The sequence below is a fragment of the Pseudomonas sp. JAI120 genome (genome assembly GCF_014207255.1).
Lineage (GTDB): Bacteria > Pseudomonadota > Gammaproteobacteria > Pseudomonadales > Pseudomonadaceae > Aquipseudomonas.
Genome location: NZ_JACHCZ010000003.1, coordinates 84,141 through 104,399 on the forward strand (window position 1 = coordinate 84,141; position 20,259 = coordinate 104,399).

Genomic DNA, 20,259 nt, shown 5'->3' on the forward strand with positions numbered 1-20,259 from the left:
AGAATTGCGTAACATTCCTACGCACACATCTGAACATCTCCGACTGGAGGTGGACTATATGTATTACTTGGTAGTAAACGTCCCATCCCTTCGTAGGAGTAAGAATATGACCTGGTCCAAACCTGCTTACACTGATCTGCGCATCGGCTTCGAAGTCACCATGTACTTCGCCAGCCGCTAAGCCGCTGGGTAATACAACGCCTCGGTTCGCCCGGGGCGTTTTTGTTTTGAGCTTTGCTTGATGGAGCGGCCATGTTTGTCCAGATTCTAGGTTCCGCCGCTGGCGGCGGCTTCCCGCAGTGGAACTGCAACTGCGTGAATTGCGCAGGTTTTCGTGACGGCAGCCTGCGGGCGCAGGCGCGGACCCAGTCATCCATCGCCATTTCCGACGATGGCGTGAACTGGGTACTGTGCAATGCCTCGCCGGATATCCGCGCGCAACTCCAGGGTTTTGCGCCGATGCAGCCTGGCCGCGCACTGCGCGACACCGGCATCAGTGCGATCATCCTGATGGACAGCCAGATCGACCACACCACCGGTTTATTGAGCCTGCGCGAAGGCTGCCCACACCAGGTGTGGTGCACCGATATGGTCCATGAAGACCTGAGCACCGGCTTCCCGCTATTCACCATGCTCACCCACTGGAACGGCGGCCTGGCCTGGAACCGTATCGAGCTGGATGCCAGCTTCACCATCCCGGCCTGCCCCAACCTGCGCTTCACCCCACTGCCACTGCGCAGTGCCGCCCCGCCCTACTCGCCGCACCGCTTCGACCCGCACCCAGGCGATAACATCGGCCTGATCGTCGAAGACCTGCGCACCGGCGGCAAACTGTTCTACGCCCCGGGCCTGGGCAAGGTCGACGCACCGCTGCTGGAGATCATGGCCGGCAGCGATTGCCTGCTGGTGGACGGCACGATGTGGGACGACGACGAAATGCAGCGCCGTGGCGTCGGTACCCGTACCGGCCGCGAGATGGGCCACCTGGCGCAGAACGGCCCCGGCGGCATGCTCGAAGTACTGGAGCAGTTGCCCGAGCAGCGCAAGGTGCTTATCCACATCAACAACACCAACCCGATCCTCGATGAAGACTCCCCCGAGCGCGCGGAACTGGTGCGGCGCAATGTTGAAGTCGCTTACGACGGCATGAGCATCGAACTGTAGGAGCGGGCTTGCCCGCGAAAAACCCAAGGGCACCGTGCTCATTCAGAACGCCCACGTCATCGTTAACGACCTTCGCGAGCAAGCTCGCTCCTACAGGAGACCTCTTATGACTGATAGACCCATGAACACCGACGAATTTGAAAAAGCCCTGCGGGCCAAAGGCGCCTTCTACCATATTCATCACCCGTACCATGTGGCGATGTATGAAGGCCGTGCCACCCGCGAGCAGATCCAGGGCTGGGTCGCCAACCGTTTCTATTACCAAGTGAATATCCCGCTGAAAGACGCCGCAATCCTGGCCAACTGCCCGGACCGCGAGATCCGTCGCGAGTGGATCCAGCGCCTGCTCGACCACGATGGCGCACCCGGTGAAGACGGCGGTATCGAAGCCTGGTTGCGTTTGGGCCAAGCGGTCGGCCTCGACCCCGACCAGCTGCGCTCCCAGGAACTGGTGCTGCCCGGCGTGCGCTTTGCGGTAGACGCCTACGTGAACTTTGCGCGCCGCGCCAGCTGGCAGGAAGCCGCCAGCAGCTCGCTCACCGAGCTGTTTGCGCCGCAGATCCACCAGTCGCGCCTGGACAGCTGGCCGCAGCACTACCCGTGGATAGATCCCACCGGTTACGAGTATTTCCGCACCCGCCTGGGCCAGGCTCGGCGCGATGTGGAGCATGGGCTGGCAATCACCTTGCAGCACTACACCACCCGTGAAGGCCAGGAGCGCATGCTGGAAATTCTCCAGTTCAAACTCGACATCCTGTGGAGCATGCTGGATGCCATGAGCATGGCCTACGAACTGAAACGCCCGCCGTATCACAGCGTGACCGAGCAGCGGGTCTGGCACAAAGGGATCACCCTATGAGTTTTGATCGCAGCAGAAAACCGACCTGGCGCCAGGGCTACCGCTACCAGTACGAACCCGCGCAAAAAGGCCACGTATTGCTCTACCCCGAAGGCATGATCAAGCTCAACGACAGCGCCGCGCTGATTGGTGGCTTGATTGACGGTGAGCGCGACGTGGCGGCGATCATTGCCGCGCTCGAAGAACAGTTCCCCGGCGTGCCTGAGTTGGGTGACGACATCGAGCAATTCATGGAGGTCGCCCGTGCTGAGCACTGGATCACCCTTGCCTGAAAAACCAGCCATCGGCCTGCCGCTATGGTTACTCGCCGAGCTGACCTACCGCTGCCCGTTGCAATGCCCGTATTGCTCCAACCCGCTGGACTTTGCCGAGCAGGGCAAGGAGCTGAGCACCGAACAGTGGATCAAGGTGTTTCGCGAGGCCCGTGAGATGGGCGCCGCGCAATTGGGGTTTTCCGGCGGTGAGCCACTGGTACGCCAGGACCTTGCCGAACTGATCGCCGAGGCGCGCAAGCTGGGGTTCTACACCAACCTGATCACCTCGGGCATCGGCCTCACCGAGCAGAAAATCAGCGACTTCAAGAAAGCCGGCCTGGACCACATCCAGATCAGCTTTCAGGCCAGCGACGAACAGGTGAACAACCTGCTGGCCGGCTCGAAAAAAGCCTTCGCGCAAAAGCTGGAAATGGCCCGCGCAGTGAAGGCGCACGGCTACCCGATGGTGCTGAACTTCGTCACCCACCGGCACAATATCGATAAGATCGACCGCATCATCGAGCTGTGCATCGCGCTGGAGGCGGACTTTGTCGAGCTCGCCACCTGCCAGTTCTATGGCTGGGCGCAACTCAATCGCGTGGGTTTATTGCCGACGAAGGAACAGCTGGTGCGCGCCGAACGCATCACCAACGAATACCGCGCCAAGCTCGAAGCCGAAGGCCACCCGTGCAAGCTGATATTCGTCACGCCGGATTACTACGAGGAGCGCCCGAAGGCCTGTATGAACGGCTGGGGCAGTATCTTTCTGACCGTGACGCCAGACGGCACCGCCCTGCCCTGCCACGGCGCCCGACAGATGCCGGTGCAGTTTCCCAATGTGCGCGACCACAGCATGCAGCACATCTGGTACGACTCTTTCGGCTTCAACCGCTTTCGCGGCTACGACTGGATGCCCGAGCCATGCCGTTCATGCGATGAAAAGGAAAAGGACTTCGGCGGCTGCCGTTGCCAGGCCTTCATGCTCACGGGGGATGCGAGCAATGCCGACCCGGTGTGCAGCAAGTCCGAGCAGCACGGCATCATCCTCAAGGCGCGGGAAGAGGCCGAACATGCTACCCAGACCATCGAGCAACTGGCCTTTCGCAATGAGCGCAATTCACGGCTCATCGCAAAAGGCTGAGGCCATCAGCGTTTGGCGATGATGTACACGGCGTGAATGATGCCCGGGAAGTAACCGCACAAGGTCAGCAGAATATTCAGCCAGAACGCGCCGGCGAAACCCACTTGCAGGAACACACCCAGTGGCGGCAGCAGAATGGCGATGATGATACGAATGATGTCCATGGGTCAGCTCCAGAAAATCGGCTCGTGTGAGCCGTGTAGCTAATCGACCTTGGGCGTTCGTGAGGGTTCAGTGGGATCTGGCACCAGGCCATCCTTTAATGGCCAGACAAAAAAACGCCCCCAGCCGAAAAAATCAGGCTGGAGGCGCCGCGTATACCGCGAGACGGTTCAGGAATGTGGGTTAAACGGCGATGCCCTTGCGGCACTGCAACTGGGCGGTGCGCACCCGGGAAAAAGCGCGAGCCAGGCGCAGGAGCATTTCGTCGATGTTGCTTTTGCTCACCGTAAGCGCCGGGGTGAAGCGCAGGCAGTCAGGTTGCGGGGCGTTGAGGATCAGGCCTTCGTGCAGAGCGGCTTTTACCACTGCATCTGCAGAATCATCCGACAACGTCAGGCCCCACATCAGGCCGTGGCCGCGCAATGGGCCCTGATCGTAGCGGTAGCCCAGCCGGGCAAGGCCTTCGCTCAGGTAAAGGCCGGATTCACGTACGTGTTCCAGGAAGCCATGCTCCAGCACCGTATCGAGCACCGCCAGCCCGGCCGACGCCATCAGCGCGTTGCCATGATGGGTGCCTTCCAACTCACCCACTTCGAAGCAACAGGCGTTGCCGCGCGCCAGCAGGGCTGCCAACGGCACGCCTCCGCCCAGGCCTTTGCCGAGGGTGATGATGTCGGCCCGCACGCCGTACTGCTGTTCGGCAAGCAAGGTGCCGCAACGACCGAGGCCGGTTTGTACCTCATCGAGGATCAGCAGGATCCCCAGTTCGCGGCACAGCCGTTCAACCCCCTTGAGGTAATGTTCCGTCGCGGGGATCACGCCGGCTTCGCTCTGGACCGGCTCCAGCAGGATGGCGACTGTCTGTGCATCGACCGCCGCATGCAGGGCCGGCAGATCGTTGAACGGCACATGGCTGAAGCCGGGCAATTGCGGTTCAAAGCGGTTTTCCAGATTGCCGGCCGACGCCGCCAGTGCGGCGAAACTGCGCCCATGGCAACCATTGCTCGCGCTGATAATGCGGTGGGCCCCGCCGCGATGCAGTTGGCCCCACTTGCGCGCCAGCTTGATCGCCGCTTCGCAGGCCTCGGCGCCACTGTTGAGCAGGTAGGCCTGGTCGCTGCCGGTACGATGGCACAGGCGGTCGACAAGATTGAGTTGAGCGCGGTTATGCAGACCCATGCCCGGATTGATCAGGGCCTGGGTCTGCTCGGCGAGGGCTTTGATCAAGACCTGCGGGCTGTGGCCGAGGCTGTTGGCGGCGTTGCCCTGGCTGAAATCCAGGTAGGCACGGTCGTCGCTGTCCCACAGCCAGGAGCCCTGGCCACGTATGAAGACCTGAGCTGGCCTCGCCACCGTGGGCATCAGCGCCTCGCTGGACAGCGTATCGGGTGAAGCCTCCAGAACCAGGTCGTCCAGGCTGGGCACGGGACGACGTATATTGAAGAGATTCACAGCTTCCCCCCGATGGCAACCGGGCCTTGGTCGGTTTCTCCTGCAATCATTGTCTGCGGGTGTGTTGCCTTGCCTATGTAAACGTCATCAACATAAACACTGTTCATTGCCCGATCCGGCCCTGTAAGCCCTGCGAATAGGCGCTAGACTAGGCGCCTCGGGGGCCATCGGCCATTTCGATTTTCCAGCTTTTTCGATAAGTAAGTCTTATGGATTTCAAGCAACTGCGTTATTTCGTCGCGGTGTATGAAGAAGGCCATGTGGGCCGTGCCGCTGAACGCCTGTCGATCTCTCAGCCGGCGCTCTCACAACAGATCCGCCAGTTGGAGCGCAACCTCGATGTGAGCCTGTTCGAACGCAGCAGCAAACGCCTGCTGCCCACCCTGGCCGCCCATACGCTGTACAACCATGCCTTGCCGCTGATCGATGGCATGCAGCAAGCCATCGAAGCCTTGCGTAACTTCAAGGGTCAGGCCATGCGCACCCTGGCCATCGGCGTGCTGCAAACCGTGCACACCAGCCTGGTCCCGCAAATGCTCGAGCGCGTGCGCAAGGCCCAGCCGCACCTGGTGGTGCAGATCTACGAATTGACCGGGCTTGAGATTGAACGGCGATTGCTTAACGGCTCGCTGGACATCGGCATCAGCTACCTGCCGCCACGCCAGCCGGGGCTGCACGGCGTGTTGCTGTATGAGGATGAGCTGAAGGTGGTCATCCCGGAAGATCATCCGCTGCGCGAATTCAAGAAAGTCTCGCTGAAGCAGGCGGCCGAGTTGCCGATGTTGCTGTTGGGGGAGGAGTTTCAAGTCAGGCAGATCTGGCAAGGCCAGCTCGCAAACCTTGGGCGACGGCCTCAGGTTCAGGCGGAGCTCAATACCATGGTGGGGATTCTCGACAGCTTGCCTAACACCCAATTGGCAACGGTGCTGCCGGGGCGCTCTCAGGACGAGCACAACAGCCAAATGCTGCTGTGGAAACCCTTGAGCGAACCGAGGGTGCCGCTGAAAGTCGGGCTGGTCTGCCGCGATGTACAACGCCAACAGGCGACGGTGGCACTGTTACGCACGTTGCTGGAAGACGTGATGAATGCGCCGCCGGCCCTGGCTTGAAATTCGGCGCCTGACTTTTTCGCAGGCAAAAGAAAACCCCGCCGAAGCGGGGCTTTGCAGACTGTTTCCCTGACATCCATTTCACTCCGCCATCCTGGCAGAATCCTACGTGTCCGTGTTGTTGCTTTGCGCTTCCTGCGCGACGTCCATGTGAAGTAGATTATCTGTGGATCCAATTTGGCGATAGAGGACGATTAGCAGTACGTCATGTAAGAGAATGCTTACACGCCCTCCAAGCCCTTAGAACAGTGCCTCATCCAGCAAAAACAGGGATTCGCTACCGGCTTTTACCGACGCACTCAGCGAGTGAATACGTGGCAACAGACGCGCAAAGTAGAAGCGCGCGGTGCCCAGCTTGCTGGCGTAGAAGTCTTCCTCCGTCTCCTTGCCCCACGCGGCCTTGGCCATACGCGCCCACATATAGGCGTAGGCCATGTAACCAAATGCATGCAAATACTCCACCGAGGCTGCGCCGATCTCGTTCGGGTTGGTCTTGGCGCGATCCAGCACCCAGGCGGTCAACTCGTCCAGGTTATCCACCGCCGCGCTCAGCGGTTGGCTGAACTCAGCCAGTTCGGGCCCCGCCGAGGCGATGAACTGGCGAATCTCGTCGGCGAACAAGGTGTAGAACGCACCGCCGCTGCCGACGATCTTGCGCCCCATCAAGTCCAGTGCCTGAATGCCGTTGGTGCCTTCGTAGATCTGGGTGATGCGTACATCACGCACCAGTTGCTCCTGGCCCCACTCACGAATGTAACCGTGGCCGCCAAACACTTGCTGGCCGAGCACGGTGGTTTCCAGGCCCAGGTCGCTGAGGAACGCCTTGGCCACCGGCGTCAACAAAGCCACCAGGTTATCGGCCCGCTCGCGGGCAGCGGCATCTTCACTGAACTTGGCGATGTCCAGCTGCGTCGCCACGTAGGTGGAGAACGCGCGACCGCCTTCGTTCGCGGCTTTCATGGTCAACAGCATACGGCGCACATCGGGGTGGACGATGATCGGGTCGGCCACCTTGTCTTTGGCCTGGGCACCGGTCGGCGAGCGGCTTTGCAGGCGGTCGCGGGCATATTCAATCGCGTTCTGGTAGGAGCGCTCGCCGGACGCCAGGCCCTGGATACCCACGCCAAGACGCTCGTAGTTCATCATGGTGAACATCGCCGCCAACCCACGGTTAGGCTCGCCCACCAGATAGCCCACGGCTTCGTCGAAGTTCATCACGCAGGTGGCGGACGCCTGGATACCCATCTTGTGTTCGATGGAGCCGCAGCTCACCGGGTTACGCGCGCCCAGGCTGCCGTCGGCGTTGACCATGAACTTCGGCACCAGGAACAGCGAAATCCCCTTGGGACCGGCCGGTGCGTCCGGCAGTTTAGCCAGCACCAGGTGAATGATGTTCTCGGTGAGGTCGTGTTCACCGCCAGTGATAAAGATCTTGGTCCCGCTGATCGTGTAGGAACCGTCTGCCTGCGGCTCGGCCTTGGTGCGGATAATCCCCAGGTCGGTACCGGCGTGTGCTTCCGTCAGGCACATGGAGCCGGCCCACTCACCGGAATACATCTTCGGCAGGTAGGTGGCCTTGAGCTCTTCACTGGCGTGAGTGTTGATCGACACACAGGCGCCGGAGGTCAGCATCGGGTACAGGCCAAACGCAAGACTCGACGAGTTGATCATCTCTTCAACCTGGGCCGATACAGCCTTGGGCATGCCCATGCCGCCAAACACGGGGTCACCGCCTACGCCGACCCAGCCACCTTCAGCGTAGGTTTTGTAGGCCTGTGGATAACCATCCGGAGTAAATACCGCCGTATTATCCCAGCGGCAGCCCTGCTCATCGCCACCGCGGCTGAGCGGGGCGATGGATTTGGCGGTGACCTTGCCGGCTTCTTCGAGGATGGCCTCTACGGTTTCGGCGTCAACGCTGTCTGCCAATGCCGGCAATTGGGCCCAAGTGGTGGCGACCTCAAAGACTTCGTTGAGGACGAAGCGCATATCACGCAGCGGCGCTTTGTAATCAGCCATGGCAAACCTCGTGAGAACGTGAAAAGTGATTCGATAGGATCGGTTTTACAGGCTCCGAGTGTACCCGAACAACTTTTCAGACACATAGGGTCCACTTGTGACTGGCTGGTATTTTTAAGTCATCACAGCGCAAACGACTCCGCAGGCAGACTCATCAGGCATTCGCTGCCCGCTTCCACGGCGGCGCGATGGGTTGCGGTACGTGGCAGCAGGCGCTTGAAGTAGAAGTCGCAGGTGGCCAGCTTGGCCTTGGCGAAGTCTGTGTCATCGTGCGCCAGCGCTGCAATGGCCATCCGCAGCCACAAATAGGCGAGGATGATGTAACCGCTGTACATCAAGTAATCCACAGCCGCCGCGCCCACTTCATCAGGGTTTTTCATGGCCGCCATACCGACCTGGGTGGTCAGCTCGCCCCATTCCTGATTCAGTTGATTGAGCTGCACCACATAACCCTTGAGCTGCGCATGGTCGGCATTCGCCGCGCAAAACTTATGCACAATCCTGGTAAAGCCGCGCAGCAACTTGCCCTGGCTGCCCAACACCTTGCGCCCCAGCAGGTCGAGGGCCTGGATGCCGTTGGTGCCTTCGTAGATCGGCGCAATCCGCGCATCGCGCGCCAGTTGTTCCATTCCCCACTCACGAATGTAGCCATGGCCGCCGAATATCTGCATGCCGTGGTTGGTCACCTCCAGCCCGGTGTCGGTCATAAAGGCTTTGCAGATTGGGGTAAGGAAGGCCAACAGGTCTTCGGCCTCCTGGCGCTGGTCGGCGTCGCTGCTCAGGTGCGCAGTGTCGAGCAACTGTGCAGTGAAATAGGTCAGTGCGCGGTTGCCTTCGTTGAAGGCTTTCATGGTCAGCAGCATACGGCGCACATCGGGGTGCACGATGATCGGGTCGGCGGCTTTCTCCGGGGCCTTGGCGCCGGTCAGCGCGCGCATCTGCAGGCGATCGTTGGCGTACTTGATCGCGCCCTGGAAGCTCGCTTCGCCATTGCACAGGCCCTGCATGCCGGTCCCCAGGCGGGCGTGGTTCATCATGGTGAACATGCAGTTGAGGCCTTTGTTCGCCTCGCCAATCAAAAAGCCCTTGGCGCCGTCGAAGTTGAGCACACAGGTAGCCGAGGCCTTGATGCCCATCTTGTGCTCGATGGAGCCACAGTGCACTGCGTTGCGCTCTGCCGAATCCGTATGGAACTTGGGCACGATAAACAGCGAGATACCTTTGGTGCCCGCCGGCGCATCCGGCAGCTTGGCCAGCACCAGGTGGATGATATTGGCGCTCATGTCGTGCTCACCGGCCGAGATGAAGATCTTGCTGCCGGTGATCGCATAGCTGCCATCCGCCTGGGGCACGGCGCGGGTCTTGATCAGGCCAAGGTCGGTGCCGCAATGGGCTTCGGTCAGGCACATGGTGCCGGTCCATTCGCCTGCGGTGAGTTTGCTCAGGAACGTGGCCTTCTGCTCTTCGGTGCCGTGGGCGTGGATCGCCGACATGGCGCCGTGGGTCAGGCCCGGATACATGCCCCACGAGGTGTTGCTGGAGCCGATCATCTCGCTGAGCACCAGGCCTAACGATTGCGGCAGGCCCTGGCCACCGTAGGCCGGGTCTGCCGCCACACCGTGCCAGCCGCCCTCGACGTACTGGGCGAAGGCTTCCTTGAAGCCCTTGGGGGTGGTCACCACGCCATTGTCGAAATGGCAGCCCTCTTCATCACCACTGCGGTTGAGTGGCGAAAGCACGTTCTCGCAGAATTTCGCGCCTTCTTCCAGGATTGCACTGACCATGTCCGGGCTGGCGTCCGTGGCGCCCAGGGCAGCGTAGTGGCCGTGGAAATCAAACACGTTGTCGATCAGAAAGCGCATGTCGCGCAGGGGAGCTTTGTACTCAGGCATGGCGATGTCTCCGGCAGCAGATCCTTTCAACCTACTGCCGGCCGGCGCCCCGGACAATCATTGTAGAACCGCTGAATACACCGCCATCACTCAACCGGCAGCGCTCTGCATGCGCACCGCGCCACGGCGGGTCTGCCCGGCCGCAACCACACAGTTACGCCCCGCGCCCTTGGCGGCGTACAGCGCCTGGTCGGCGGACTTGAGCACTTCTTCCGCCGTACGCTGGTCGATCTGGCGCTCAGCCACGCCGATGCTGACCGTCACCGACACACTCGACGCGCCGCTGCCCGCCCGGCGTTGACGGCCTTGTTGATCGTCCTGGGGCCGGTCCGAGTTGCGCAGCTTGATGTCGTAGTTGGCGACGATCTCGCGGATTTCCTCCAGGTGCGGCATGCACTCATCCAGGGTCTTGCCGGCAAACACCACGGCGAATTCTTCACCGCCGTAGCGGTAGGCACGCCCACCACCATTGACCTTGGACAGCTTGCTCGCCACCAGGCGCAGCACCTGGTCGCCCACATCGTGACCATGGGTGTCATTGAAGCGCTTGAAGTGATCGACGTCGGTCATCGCCAGCACATAGTTGCGCCCCAGCCGCTGCATGCGTTCATTCAAGGCACGGCGCCCCGGCAGGCCCGTCAGCTCATCGCGGAACGCCATTTGATAAGCCTCGTGGGCCACACCGGCGGCGATCATCAGCATGACCTGGCTGCACATGATATTCAGCGTGAACGGCAGGATGAAGGTCTGCGGCAACATCCAAAACATCCCCAGCAAACCCACCAGTTGCGCTGCATGCAGCGGGCGCGGCTGGTACCAGTATTGCGCCGCCAGGGTGAGGAAGCCGATCAGGAACATCGGGTATGACAGCTGGATCAGGCTCATCCAAGTCCCATGCAGGGCGGGCCAGCGGATCTCCGCCAGCCAGTTCAGCAGTGCCTGGGGATAACTTTGCTCCAGAGCCAGCGCCACGCTGCCAATTGCCAGCAGCACCGCACAACGGGCGACGAAGTCGCGGAACAGATGGGTCTTCTCCTGCCACAGCGCGTAGATGCTGAACAGCAGCGGCAATAACAGGCAACACAGGTGAAACACCACGGCCGCGTCTTCGCGCACGCGGCCATTGTCGCGGTAGTAGTCAGTCTGGGTATCGAGCAGGAAATAGGCGATGTACACCGTGATCATCAGGAACAATTCACGCTGACGGCGATACACCGCGCAGTACGAACCGCCCAGCAACAGCACCAGGGTCGGCAACACATTGAACAGTGAAGTGAAGAAGACGCTGAGGTCCTTGACGTACGCAGCCGAGAGCCCGGCCAACAGCAGCAGTAACGAAGGGAGAAAGTGACTGAAACGTAAAGCAGACACGCGTGACAAGGGTAAAACTCCGACCCGCAAAAAGTAGTGGCACTGTGCCTTGATGCGGACAGTTAAGCACAACCCGCCCGTTGTGTATCACATTGCCATCACTGTAACGGCAGCCGGAAGCAATCCCTGAGCGCTGTACTGTGTTTTTTATCCCCCAATGAAAAAACCGCCGCTCCCAAGGGAAGCGACGGTTTCAGATGAACCCGGTAAGGCTTAGTAAGCCAGGCCGAAGTCTTCTTCTTTCATGTCCATCAGGTTATTGGCGCCCGACAGCATGGTGGCCACGTGGGTACGGGTACGCGGCAGGATGCGCTGGAAGTAGAAGCGCGCGGTTTGCAGCTTGGCGGTGTAGAACGCTTCTTCGCTGGTACCGGCAGCCAGTTTTTCGGCCGCCAGGCGTGCCATGTCGGCCCAGAAGTAAGCCAGGCACGCGTAACCGGAGTACATCAGGTAGTCCACCGAGGCAGCACCCACTTCTTCACGGTCCTTCATCGCGGCCATACCGACCTTCATGGTCAACTCGCCCCACTCTTTGTTCAGTGCAGCCAGCGGCGTCACGAATTCCTTGACCGCTTCGTTGCCTTCGTTGGCCTGGCAGAACTTGTGCACGATCTTGGTGAAGCCCTTGAGCGCTTCGCCCTGGGTCATCAGCACTTTGCGGCCGAGCAGGTCCAGCGCCTGGATACCGGTGGTGCCTTCGTACAACATGGAGATGCGGCTGTCGCGAACGTTCTGCTCCATGCCCCACTCGGCGATAAAGCCGTGGCCGCCATAGATCTGCACGCCGTGGTTGGCCGATTCAAAACCGACTTCGGTCATGAACGCCTTGGCAATCGGGGTCATGAATGCCAGCAGGCCGTCGGCCTGTTTCTTGGCCTCGTCGTCGGTGCCGTACTTGACGATGTCCACTTGCTTGGCGGTGAAGTACACCATCGCACGGTTACCTTCGGCGAAGGCTTTCATGGTCAGCAGCATGCGGCGCACGTCGGGGTGCACGATGATCGGGTCAGCGGCCTTTTCCGGCGCTTTCGGGCCAGTCAGGGAGCGCATTTGCAGGCGATCGCGGGCGTATTTCAGGCCGCCCTGGAAGCCGATCTCGGCGTGGGCCAGGCCTTGCAGCGCAGTGCCCAGACGAGCGGTGTTCATAAAGGTGAACATGCAGTTCAGGCCTTTGTTCGCCGGGCCGATCAGGAAACCGGTGGCCGCGTCGAAGTTCATCACGCACGTGGCGTTACCGTGGATACCCATCTTGTGTTCCAGGGAACCACAGCTCACTGCGTTGCGCGCACCGATCGAACCATCGGCTTCAGGCAGGAATTTCGGCACGATAAACAGCGAGATGCCTTTGGTACCGGCCGGTGCGTCCGGCAGGCGGGCCAGCACGATGTGGACGATGTTGTCGGCCATGTCGTGTTCACCGGCCGAGATGAAGATCTTGGTGCCGGAGACTTTGTAGGAACCGTCGGCCTGAGGCTCGGCCTTGGTGCGCAGCATGCCCAGGTCGGTACCGCAGTGTGGCTCGGTCAGGCACATGGTGCCGGTCCATTCGCCCGACACCAGCTTGGTCAGGTAAGCCTCTTGCTGCTCGGGGGTGCCGTGCTCGGAGATGGTGTTCATCGCACCATGGGACAGGCCCGGGTACATGCCCCACGACCAGTTGGCTTCGCCGACCATTTCGCTCACGGCCAGGCCCAGGGATTCCGGCAGGCCTTGGCCGCCGTGCTCCACGTCGTGGGCCAGGCTTGGCCAGCCGCCTTCGACGAATTGTTTGTAGGCTTCTTTGAAACCAGCAGGGGTTTTAACGCCAGACTCACTCCAGGTGCACCCTTCGATGTCACCCACGCGGTTCAACGGTGCCAGCACTTGCTCACAAAACTTGGCGCCTTCTTCGAGAATGGCGTCAACCATGTCCGGGGTAGCGTCCTGGCAAGCCGGCAGGCTCTGATAGTGCGCTTCATAGCCGAGCAGTTCGTCACGAACGAAGCGAATATCACGCAAGGGGGCCTTGTAGTCAGGCATAGCGATAAACCTCTGCTGATGTATCTGGAATGAACAACCGCGTGGATGTGTTGTGGCGGTCAAACAGGTGTTTGAAACATACGTTTACGACCTGGGGATGTCAAGCGTCGTCCAGACACCGTTTGTCATGACGCGGGTCAATGCCAGGCACGGCGAGACCTGCGGCGGGATGCCACAAGGTGTTCAGAAGAAAATGGAGGATTGCGCAAGAGTGACCAGCCCCAGAAAGAAGCCGGTCGTACGCAAGAGGGGTTAAGCGAAAGTGTCGATCAAGGTGCCAAGCATTTCGTCCGAAGCCTTGGCGACCTTGGCGCCCAACTCCACTTGAAACTTGCCTTGGGCCATTTCGACCATATTGCTCGCCGAATTCGTCGGCTGGGCGCGGTCATTGGCTTGCAGCCGGTCGCTCTGTGCGTCCGACGGCTGAGTGGTCGCGGTGCTGGCAATTCTGCCGGCGGCCTGGTCGACACGGCTCTGCCCGGCCTGAATAGTGCTCAGCCCCGAGTAAAACGCGCTGCTGCCAGAGATTTCCATGGCTTTAACCTGCCTTTAGAGAATCGTGAAGTTGAATTGAAGCAGACATCCTGGCAAAAAGCCCGTCAAAAACACTAATGGCATAATGCCTTGTCGATAGCCAGAATCAGTCAAGCAGGTCCAGTTGCAGGTGCTCAGCCACCGCTTCGGCGCTGGCGTGCTTGAGCTTGGGCACTCGGCCCAGGCACGGCGCGGGCAAGCGTTCGGCCAGGGTCGCGAGGTTTTCTTCCAGACGAGAGGTCTTGGGGTCGATGATATTCGCCACCCAACCGACCAAGGGCAAACCGTCCCGTGCGATGGCTTCGGCAGTGAGCAAGGCATGGCTGATGCAACCCAGGCGCACGCCCACCACCAGGATCACCGGCAGTTGCAGCGCTATGGCCAGGTCCGACAGGTTGTCCTGGTCGGCCAGCGGTACGCGCCAGCCGCCTGCGCCTTCGATAAGGGTGAAATCCGCTTGTCGCGCCAGGATCTGCTGCATGGGTTTCAACAACGACTGCACAGTCAGCGCGACGCCGGCCTCTCGCGCAGCCAGGTGCGGGGCGATGGCGGGTTCGAACGCCACCGGGTTGACCTCGGCATAACTCAACGGCAATGAACACTCGGCAAGCAACGCCAGGGCATCGGCGTTGCGCAAGCCCTTGGGCGTAACTGCGCAACCGGAAGCCACGGGTTTTCCAGCCGCGGTGCTTTTGCCGGCAAGCCGCGCGGCGTGCAACAGGCCTGCGGCGATGGTGGTCTTGCCGACATCCGTGTCGGTGCCGGTGATGAAATAAGCGGCGCTCATAGGGGCTTCTCCAGGACGGCGTACACCACTTGATAAGTGGCCGGCAGTCCCTCGGCCTGACGGAACTGCTCGTAGGCGTCTACCAGTGCAGCAATCCGCGCACGGCCCGTCAACCCTCCCGGGCGGCCCGGATTGAGATTGTGCGCCCCCAGCGCCTTGAGCTCATGGGTCAGGCTGCGCACATCCGGGTAATGCAGCACATGGGGACGCCGCTCCAGGCTGAGCACGCGCAAACCACTGGCCGCGCACAATTGCTGGTACGCCTCGAAGGTGCGAAATCGGTTGACGTGCACCAGGCCATCCGCCGCCCGCCAACTTTCGCGCAGCTCATCCAGCGTCCCGACGCACAAACTGGCGAACGCCAGCACGCCACCCGGTTGCAGCACGCGATAGGCCTCGCTGAGCACCGCCTCGAAGTTCGCACACCATTGCACCGCCAGGCTGGAGAAGATCAGCCCGCAGCTGCCATCCTTCAAAGGCAGACGCTCGGCATCGCCCGCGATGAAATACTCAGCACCGCCCAAAGGCCGTGCGTGATCGAGCATGCCTTCGGCAATATCCAGCGCCACACCTTGGCTCGCTGGCAACAACTCACCCAGCACGCGGCTGAAATAACCCGTACCGCAGCCCATATCCAGCCAACGCCGTGGCGCACACGCTGAGGGCAGACGGGCCAGCAGTTCATGCCCCACCGCCCGCTGCAACTCGGCGACGCTGTCATAACTGGCCGCCGCACGGGAAAACGACGCCGCCACCTGGCGCTTGTCCGGCAAGGCGCCCGGCAGTGGGGGAAGGGATAAATCAGTCATCAACGCACTCATGCAAAAAAGCCTGGATGGCCCCCGCCACACCGTGAGGGTCTTCCAGAAGAAAAGCGTGACCAGCCTGTTCAATCAGGCCGACCTCTACATCAGGCAGCAACGTCAGCAGGTCGCTGGCGGCTTCGGCAGGTACCAATCCGTCCATGCCAGCGAACAGATGCAACTGCGGGCCGCGATAGGCCAGCAAGGCGTCGCGGGTATCCAGTTGGGCCAACAATTCCAGGCTGTGCATCAACACGCTGGACGCTGAATTCGGCGCGCCACTGACCAGCAGGCGCGACAGCCCACGCGGGTCTTCGGCGCCTTTGGCGCACAACAGGCCGAAGCGCTTGAGGGTGACTTGGGAATCGGCATGACAACCGGCCAGGAACGCATCGAAGGTCTCGGCGGGCATCGCATTCGGCCAGCCTTCGTGGGCGACAAAACACGGGTTGCTCGCCAGGGTCAGCAAACCGCAGCAACGCTCGCCGCGCCGCGCCGCCAGTTCGGCAGCGAGCATGCCGCCCAAGGACCAGCCGCCGAGCCAGGCGTTGTCAGGCAGGGTGGCGTCGAGTTCGTCGAGCCATTCATCGAGGTCGCTGGAATCGAGCGCCGGCAACGGCTCGATCTGCACCTGCAGGTGTTCGTCCAGGCCACGCAAGGCGGCGGCCAATGGCTCCAGCGGCGATACGCCGAGGCCCCAGCCGGGCAGCAAGATCAGTCGATCACGCATGGTCGGGCTCCGTGGCACCAGACAAGCGGAAACACTCTTCCAATGCGTTTAACAATAGCTGTACCTGCGCTTCGCTGTGGGCGGCCGTCAGTGTCACGCGCAAACGCGCGCTGCCGGCAGGTACGGTGGGCGGGCGGATCGCGGTGACCATCAGGCCGCGCTCACGCAGCAGCTGCGACAGGCGCATGGCTTTGGCACTGTCGCCGATCAGAATCGGCTGGATCGGTGTAAAGCTGTCCATCAAGTCCAGGCCAAGCTGCTCGGCGCCCTGGCGGAACTGACGAATCAAGCGGTCGAGGTGCTCGCGCCGCCAATGCTCGGTGCGTAGCAGCTCCAGGCTTTTCAGGGTGGCGCAGGCCAGCGCCGGCGGTTGGCTGGTGGTGTAGATATACGGCCGGGCAAACTGGATCAGGCTTTCGATCAAATCCTCACTGCCCGCGACAAACGCCCCGGCCGTGCCGAACGCTTTGCCCAGGGTGCCCACGAGTACCGGCACGTCGTCCTGACTCAAGCCGAAATGCTCGACGATCCCGCCGCCATTAGCGCCGAGCGGGCCAAAGCCGTGGGCGTCATCCACCATCAACCAGGCGCCTTTGGCCTTGGCTGCACGGGCCAATGCCGGCAGGTCGGCCAAGTCGCCGTCCATGCTGAACACACCATCGGTGACCACCAGCGTGTTGCCGATGGCTTTCTCCAGGCGCTTGGCCAGGCTGGTCGCATCGTTGTGCAGGTAGCGATTGAAGCGCGCACCGGAGAGCAAACCGGCATCAAGCAGCGAGGCATGGTTGAGACGATCTTCCAGCACCGTATCGCCCTGCCCCACCAACGCCGTGACCGCACCGAGGTTGGCCATATAGCCGGTGGTAAACAACAGCGCCCGCGGGCGGCCGGTGAGGTCGGCCAGCGCCTCTTCCAGTTCATGGTGCGGCGTGGCGTGGCCAACCACCAAGTGCGAGGCACCGCCGCCCACGCCCCAGCGGGACGCCCCGGCGCGCCAGGCCTCGATCACTTGCGGGTGATTGGCCAGGCCCAGGTAATCGTTATTACAGAATGCCAGGAGGGGTTGACCGTCAACCACCACCTCCGGACCTTGAGGACTCTGGAGCAGCGGGCGTTGACGGTAAAGGTGTTCGGCACGGCGGGCAGCGAGGCGCGCGGAAAGATCAAAAGACATGCAGGCCTCGGGGTGGCAGGTGCAACTCGGTCAAAACAGGTGGGAATCAAACAACGGCGTTATAGAACTGCTCGCTGCTCTTCTGCTCCACCAACGCCTGTTCAATCGCCGCCTGGTGCACTTCATCCGCATGCTCTTCACGGGCTTCCGGCAGGATGCCCAGGCGCGAGAACAGTTGCATGTCCTTGTCGGCCTGCGGGTTGGCGGTGGTCAGCAGTTTGTCGCCGTAGAAGATCGAGTTGGCACCGGCAAAGAACGCCAGGGCCTGCATCTGCTCGTTCATCGCTTCACGGCCGGCGGACAGGCGCACATGGGATTGCGGCATCAGGATGCGCGCCACGGCCAGCATGCGGATGAAGTCGAACGGGTCGATGTCCTCGGCGTTTTCCAGCGGCGTTCCGGCAACTTTCACCAGCATGTTGATCGGCACCGACTCCGGATGCTCCGGCAGGTTGGCCAACTGGATCAGCAGGTTGGCGCGGTCGTCGAGGGACTCGCCCATGCCGAGGATACCGCCCGAGCAGATCTTCATTCCCGACTCACGCACGTAGGCCAGGGTTTGCAGGCGCTCGCTGTAGGTGCGGGTGGTGATGATGCTGCCGTAGAACTCCGGCGACGTGTCGAGGTTGTGGTTGTAGTAATCGAGGCCCGCCTGGGCCAGGGCTTCGGTCTGGTCCTGGTCGAGACGGCCGAGGGTCATGCAGGTTTCCAGGCCCATGGCCTTTACGCCTTTGACCATCTGCAGCACGTAGGGCATGTCTTTGGCCGACGGGTGCTTCCAGGCGGCACCCATGCAGAAACGGGTCGAACCGATGGCCTTGGCGCGGGCAGCCTCTTCAAGGACCTTCTGCACCTCCATCAGCTTTTCTTTTTCCAGGCCAGTGTTGTAGTGGCCCGACTGCGGACAATATTTGCAATCTTCCGGGCAGGCGCCGGTCTTGATCGACAGCAGCGTCGACACCTGTACACGGTTGGCATCGAAGTGCGCGCGGTGCACGGTCTGCGCCTGGAACAGCAGGTCATTGAACGGTTGCACGAACAACGCTTTGACTTCGGCTAAAGACCAATCGTGACGCAAGGTGGCGGTGGTGCTGGCGCTCATGGGCGATTCCTTGATTATGCTTTGGCAAGCGCTGCGGGAAGGGCAATACCCACAGGCACGACACGGATGCTCGGCATATTTAAGGAAGACTCATGCACTGTCAACCAATACGAAAACGCGAAGTTTACATCTGGTTAAAAAACACACAGAAATGCTTAATCTGCGACGAGGCGACTGAAACAGCCGACTGTGTCTGCAACGCCTGCGAAACCGAGCTGCCCTGGCTGATGGAGCATTGTGAAGTCTGCGCCTTGCCTTTGGCGATGGACGGCCTGGTCTGCGGCCAATGCCTGAGACAACCGCCCGCCTTTAAACAGGTGATCGCCCCCTGGACCTACAGCTTTCCCGTGGACACCCTGATCAGTCGCTTCAAGCACCAGGCACGCTGGCCCCTCGGGCATATGCTAGGGCGCTTGTTGGGGCACTACTTGCAACATCGCTTCGACAACCACCCACTCACCCGCCCGGACATTCTGTTGCCGGTGCCCATGGCCCGCAGGCGCCTGCGTGAACGGGGCTATAACCAGGCGCTGATGCTGGCGCGCTGGCTCAGTGCCGACCTGAACCTTCCCCACGATGAACATCTGTTGCTACGCCCTTATGAAACCGTCGCGCAGCAAGCCCTCGACGCCAAGACGCGCAAACGCAACCTGCTCAACGCCTTCGCCCTGGCCCCTGGCGCCGACGTGCGCGGCCGCCACCTCGCGCTGGTGGACGACGTGCTCACCACCGGTGCCACTGCCCACAGCCTGGCGCGGTTATTGATCAACGCCGGAGCGCGACAGGTGGACGTGTACTGCCTGGCCCGCACGCCAAAGCCTGGTACTTGACTCTCATGCCTCGCGGCCGCAACGTCCGCTCATCCCAACACAGCGTGCGCCCATGTCTCTACCGACTCTGCTTAGCCAACATATTGTCCGCCGTCCCCAGCGTATCGCCCTGCTGGGGCATATCGCCGAACAGGGCTCCATCACACGCGCAGCCAAAAGTGCGGGTTTGAGCTACAAGGCCGCCTGGGACGCCATTGATGAGCTGAACAACCTGGCGCAAAAACCCTTGGTCGAACGCAGTGTCGGCGGCAAGGGCGGCGGCGGGGCCCGACTCACGGCCGAAGGTGAACGGGTGTTGCGCCTCTATCAACGCCTGCAAGTGTTACAGGCCGAAGTACTCGGCTCGGACGAAGCCGCCAGCGACTTCAACCTGCTCGGCCGCTTGATGCTGCGCACCAGCGCCCGTAACCAGTTGCATGGCCAGGTCATTGCGATTGAACAGCATGGCCGTAACGACCTGATTCACTTGCAGCTCGCCGGTGGGCTGACCCTGGCGGCGCAAATCACCCACGACAGTACGCAACGGCTGGAGCTGGAGGTCGGCGTGGAAGTCGTTGCGTTGATCAAGGCCGGCTGGCTGGAATTGCTGGCGCTCGATAAGCCTGCAACACCTGGACACAATTGCGTGAGTGGAACCGTCGACGCGATTCTCGACGCCGAGGACGGCCCCAGCGAAGTGCGCATCGCCCTGCCCAATGGCCAGGTTTTATGCGCCTTGGCGCAGCCCGCCGAGCTCAAGACACTGGACGCCGCCGCAGGCCGGACACTCCAAGTGCAATTTGCCCCCAGCAATGTGCTGCTCGGCACGCCGGTCTGAACCGAGCGGTTCTTCAAGCTGCAACAATTTCGTCACGCCC

20 protein-coding genes are annotated in these 20,259 nt (G+C 61.4%); 8 read left to right on the plus strand and 12 right to left on the minus strand.

The window, feature by feature from the left end:
- Positions 1-106 precede the first annotated feature (106 nt).
- The 5 genes from pqqA (at position 107) to pqqE (ending at position 3,418) form a co-directional block, all read left to right on the plus strand.
- A complete protein-coding gene (gene pqqA / locus HDC32_RS17905) occupies positions 107-181 on the plus strand; it encodes a pyrroloquinoline quinone precursor peptide PqqA (protein ID WP_003194766.1) in 75 nt (24 codons plus the stop codon).
- Positions 182-252: 71 nt separating this feature from the next.
- Positions 253-1,164 (plus strand): pyrroloquinoline quinone biosynthesis protein PqqB, encoded by a 912-nt coding sequence (gene pqqB / locus HDC32_RS17910; protein WP_032883902.1) that lies wholly within the window; start codon positions 253-255, stop codon positions 1,162-1,164.
- Positions 1,165-1,270: 106 nt separating this feature from the next.
- On the plus strand, positions 1,271-2,023 hold the full coding sequence (gene pqqC, locus HDC32_RS17915) for a pyrroloquinoline-quinone synthase PqqC (RefSeq protein ID WP_131699111.1): 753 nt from the start codon (positions 1,271-1,273) through the stop codon (positions 2,021-2,023).
- Entirely contained in the window at positions 2,020-2,295 is a 276-nt protein-coding gene (pqqD, locus tag HDC32_RS17920; RefSeq protein ID WP_027605935.1) for a pyrroloquinoline quinone biosynthesis peptide chaperone PqqD, read from the plus strand. The genes pqqC and pqqD overlap by 4 nt, the downstream gene beginning before the upstream one ends.
- Positions 2,288-3,418, plus strand: coding sequence for a pyrroloquinoline quinone biosynthesis protein PqqE (gene pqqE / locus HDC32_RS17925; RefSeq protein ID WP_065938222.1), 1,131 nt, complete (start codon positions 2,288-2,290; stop codon positions 3,416-3,418). Before pqqD ends, pqqE begins: the two co-directional genes overlap by 8 nt.
- A gap of 5 nt (positions 3,419-3,423) precedes the next feature.
- On the opposite strand, the gene HDC32_RS17930 is transcribed toward pqqE, so the two are convergent.
- Together HDC32_RS17930 and HDC32_RS17935 are read right to left on the minus strand one after the other, a co-directional pair.
- On the minus strand, positions 3,424-3,582 hold the full coding sequence (locus HDC32_RS17930; RefSeq protein ID WP_010207008.1) for a YqaE/Pmp3 family membrane protein: 159 nt from the start codon (positions 3,580-3,582) through the stop codon (positions 3,424-3,426).
- Positions 3,583-3,763: 181 nt separating this feature from the next.
- Positions 3,764-5,032 carry an aminotransferase class III-fold pyridoxal phosphate-dependent enzyme gene (locus HDC32_RS17935; protein WP_131699109.1) on the minus strand — a complete coding sequence of 423 codons (1,269 nt, stop codon included), beginning with the start codon at positions 5,030-5,032 and terminating at the stop codon, positions 3,764-3,766.
- A gap of 209 nt (positions 5,033-5,241) precedes the next feature.
- On the opposite strand from HDC32_RS17935, the gene HDC32_RS17940 reads away from it, so the two are divergent.
- Positions 5,242-6,141, plus strand: coding sequence for a LysR family transcriptional regulator (locus tag HDC32_RS17940; RefSeq protein WP_131699108.1), 900 nt, complete (start codon positions 5,242-5,244; stop codon positions 6,139-6,141).
- Positions 6,142-6,381: 240 nt separating this feature from the next.
- Here the strand turns inward: HDC32_RS17940 and HDC32_RS17945 are convergent, their stop codons facing one another.
- From HDC32_RS17945 to bioB, 10 genes are all read right to left on the minus strand, one after another.
- Complete coding sequence (locus tag HDC32_RS17945) at positions 6,382-8,160, minus strand: acyl-CoA dehydrogenase C-terminal domain-containing protein (RefSeq protein ID WP_131699107.1); 1,779 nt, start codon at positions 8,158-8,160, stop codon at positions 6,382-6,384.
- Between the two features lie 122 nt (positions 8,161-8,282).
- Positions 8,283-10,052, minus strand: a complete 1,770-nt coding sequence (locus HDC32_RS17950; RefSeq protein WP_145336846.1) for an acyl-CoA dehydrogenase C-terminal domain-containing protein — start codon at positions 10,050-10,052, stop codon at positions 8,283-8,285.
- Positions 10,053-10,142: 90 nt separating this feature from the next.
- Positions 10,143-11,432: a diguanylate cyclase gene (locus HDC32_RS17955; RefSeq protein WP_131699105.1), complete on the minus strand. Its 1,290-nt coding sequence runs from the start codon at positions 11,430-11,432 to the stop codon at positions 10,143-10,145.
- 204 nt (positions 11,433-11,636) lie between these two features.
- Positions 11,637-13,442 (minus strand): phenylacyl-CoA dehydrogenase, encoded by a 1,806-nt coding sequence (locus HDC32_RS17960; RefSeq protein WP_131699104.1) that lies wholly within the window; start codon positions 13,440-13,442, stop codon positions 11,637-11,639.
- A gap of 252 nt (positions 13,443-13,694) precedes the next feature.
- Positions 13,695-13,976, minus strand: a complete 282-nt coding sequence (locus HDC32_RS17965) for a hypothetical protein (RefSeq protein WP_053131056.1) — start codon at positions 13,974-13,976, stop codon at positions 13,695-13,697.
- Positions 13,977-14,082: 106 nt separating this feature from the next.
- The gene (gene bioD / locus HDC32_RS17970) at positions 14,083-14,763 is read right to left on the minus strand and encodes a dethiobiotin synthase (RefSeq protein WP_131699103.1); all 681 of its coding nucleotides are present in this window, start codon (positions 14,761-14,763) and stop codon (positions 14,083-14,085) included.
- Positions 14,760-15,572: a malonyl-ACP O-methyltransferase BioC gene (bioC, locus tag HDC32_RS17975; RefSeq protein ID WP_184745018.1), complete on the minus strand. Its 813-nt coding sequence runs from the start codon at positions 15,570-15,572 to the stop codon at positions 14,760-14,762. The genes bioD and bioC overlap by 4 nt, the downstream gene beginning before the upstream one ends.
- Entirely contained in the window at positions 15,565-16,296 is a 732-nt protein-coding gene (locus tag HDC32_RS17980) for an alpha/beta fold hydrolase (RefSeq protein WP_184745020.1), read from the minus strand. The genes bioC and HDC32_RS17980 overlap by 8 nt, the downstream gene beginning before the upstream one ends.
- On the minus strand, positions 16,289-17,470 hold the full coding sequence (gene bioF / locus HDC32_RS17985) for an 8-amino-7-oxononanoate synthase (RefSeq protein WP_131699100.1): 1,182 nt from the start codon (positions 17,468-17,470) through the stop codon (positions 16,289-16,291). Before bioF ends, HDC32_RS17980 begins: the two co-directional genes overlap by 8 nt.
- A 46-nt stretch (positions 17,471-17,516) precedes the next feature.
- A complete protein-coding gene (gene bioB / locus HDC32_RS17990) occupies positions 17,517-18,572 on the minus strand; it encodes a biotin synthase BioB (protein WP_010207025.1) in 1,056 nt (351 codons plus the stop codon).
- 92 nt (positions 18,573-18,664) lie between these two features.
- Between bioB and HDC32_RS17995 the strand changes: the two genes are divergently transcribed.
- Both HDC32_RS17995 and HDC32_RS18000 read left to right on the plus strand, forming a co-directional pair.
- Positions 18,665-19,402, plus strand: coding sequence for a ComF family protein (locus HDC32_RS17995; protein ID WP_184745022.1), 738 nt, complete (start codon positions 18,665-18,667; stop codon positions 19,400-19,402).
- A 52-nt stretch (positions 19,403-19,454) separates the two neighbouring features.
- Positions 19,455-20,219 carry a TOBE domain-containing protein gene (locus tag HDC32_RS18000; RefSeq protein ID WP_131699098.1) on the plus strand — a complete coding sequence of 255 codons (765 nt, stop codon included), beginning with the start codon at positions 19,455-19,457 and terminating at the stop codon, positions 20,217-20,219.
- Positions 20,220-20,259 lie beyond the last annotated feature (40 nt).

Excerpts from the sequence above, each read along its gene's own strand:
- pqqB (WP_032883902.1), top strand. The coding sequence starts at position 253 with ATGTTTGTCCAGATTCTAGGTTCCGCCGCTGGCGGCGGCTTCCCGCAG.
- pqqC (WP_131699111.1), top strand. The coding sequence starts at position 1,271 with ATGACTGATAGACCCATGAACACCGACGAATTTGAAAAAGCCCTGCGG.
- pqqD (WP_027605935.1), top strand. The coding sequence starts at position 2,020 with ATGAGTTTTGATCGCAGCAGAAAACCGACCTGGCGCCAGGGCTACCGC.
- HDC32_RS17930 (WP_010207008.1), bottom strand. The coding sequence starts at position 3,582 with ATGGACATCATTCGTATCATCATCGCCATTCTGCTGCCGCCACTGGGT.
- HDC32_RS17940 (WP_131699108.1), top strand. The coding sequence starts at position 5,242 with ATGGATTTCAAGCAACTGCGTTATTTCGTCGCGGTGTATGAAGAAGGC.
- HDC32_RS17945 (WP_131699107.1), bottom strand. The coding sequence starts at position 8,160 with ATGGCTGATTACAAAGCGCCGCTGCGTGATATGCGCTTCGTCCTCAAC.
- HDC32_RS17950 (WP_145336846.1), bottom strand. The coding sequence starts at position 10,052 with ATGCCTGAGTACAAAGCTCCCCTGCGCGACATGCGCTTTCTGATCGAC.
- HDC32_RS17960 (WP_131699104.1), bottom strand. The coding sequence starts at position 13,442 with ATGCCTGACTACAAGGCCCCCTTGCGTGATATTCGCTTCGTTCGTGAC.
- HDC32_RS17965 (WP_053131056.1), bottom strand. The coding sequence starts at position 13,976 with ATGGAAATCTCTGGCAGCAGCGCGTTTTACTCGGGGCTGAGCACTATT.
- bioD (WP_131699103.1), bottom strand. The coding sequence starts at position 14,763 with ATGAGCGCCGCTTATTTCATCACCGGCACCGACACGGATGTCGGCAAG.
- bioC (WP_184745018.1), bottom strand. The coding sequence starts at position 15,572 with ATGACTGATTTATCCCTTCCCCCACTGCCGGGCGCCTTGCCGGACAAG.
- HDC32_RS17980 (WP_184745020.1), bottom strand. The coding sequence starts at position 16,296 with ATGCGTGATCGACTGATCTTGCTGCCCGGCTGGGGCCTCGGCGTATCG.
- bioF (WP_131699100.1), bottom strand. The coding sequence starts at position 17,470 with ATGTCTTTTGATCTTTCCGCGCGCCTCGCTGCCCGCCGTGCCGAACAC.
- bioB (WP_010207025.1), bottom strand. The coding sequence starts at position 18,572 with ATGAGCGCCAGCACCACCGCCACCTTGCGTCACGATTGGTCTTTAGCC.
- HDC32_RS17995 (WP_184745022.1), top strand. The coding sequence starts at position 18,665 with ATGCACTGTCAACCAATACGAAAACGCGAAGTTTACATCTGGTTAAAA.
- HDC32_RS18000 (WP_131699098.1), top strand. The coding sequence starts at position 19,455 with ATGTCTCTACCGACTCTGCTTAGCCAACATATTGTCCGCCGTCCCCAG.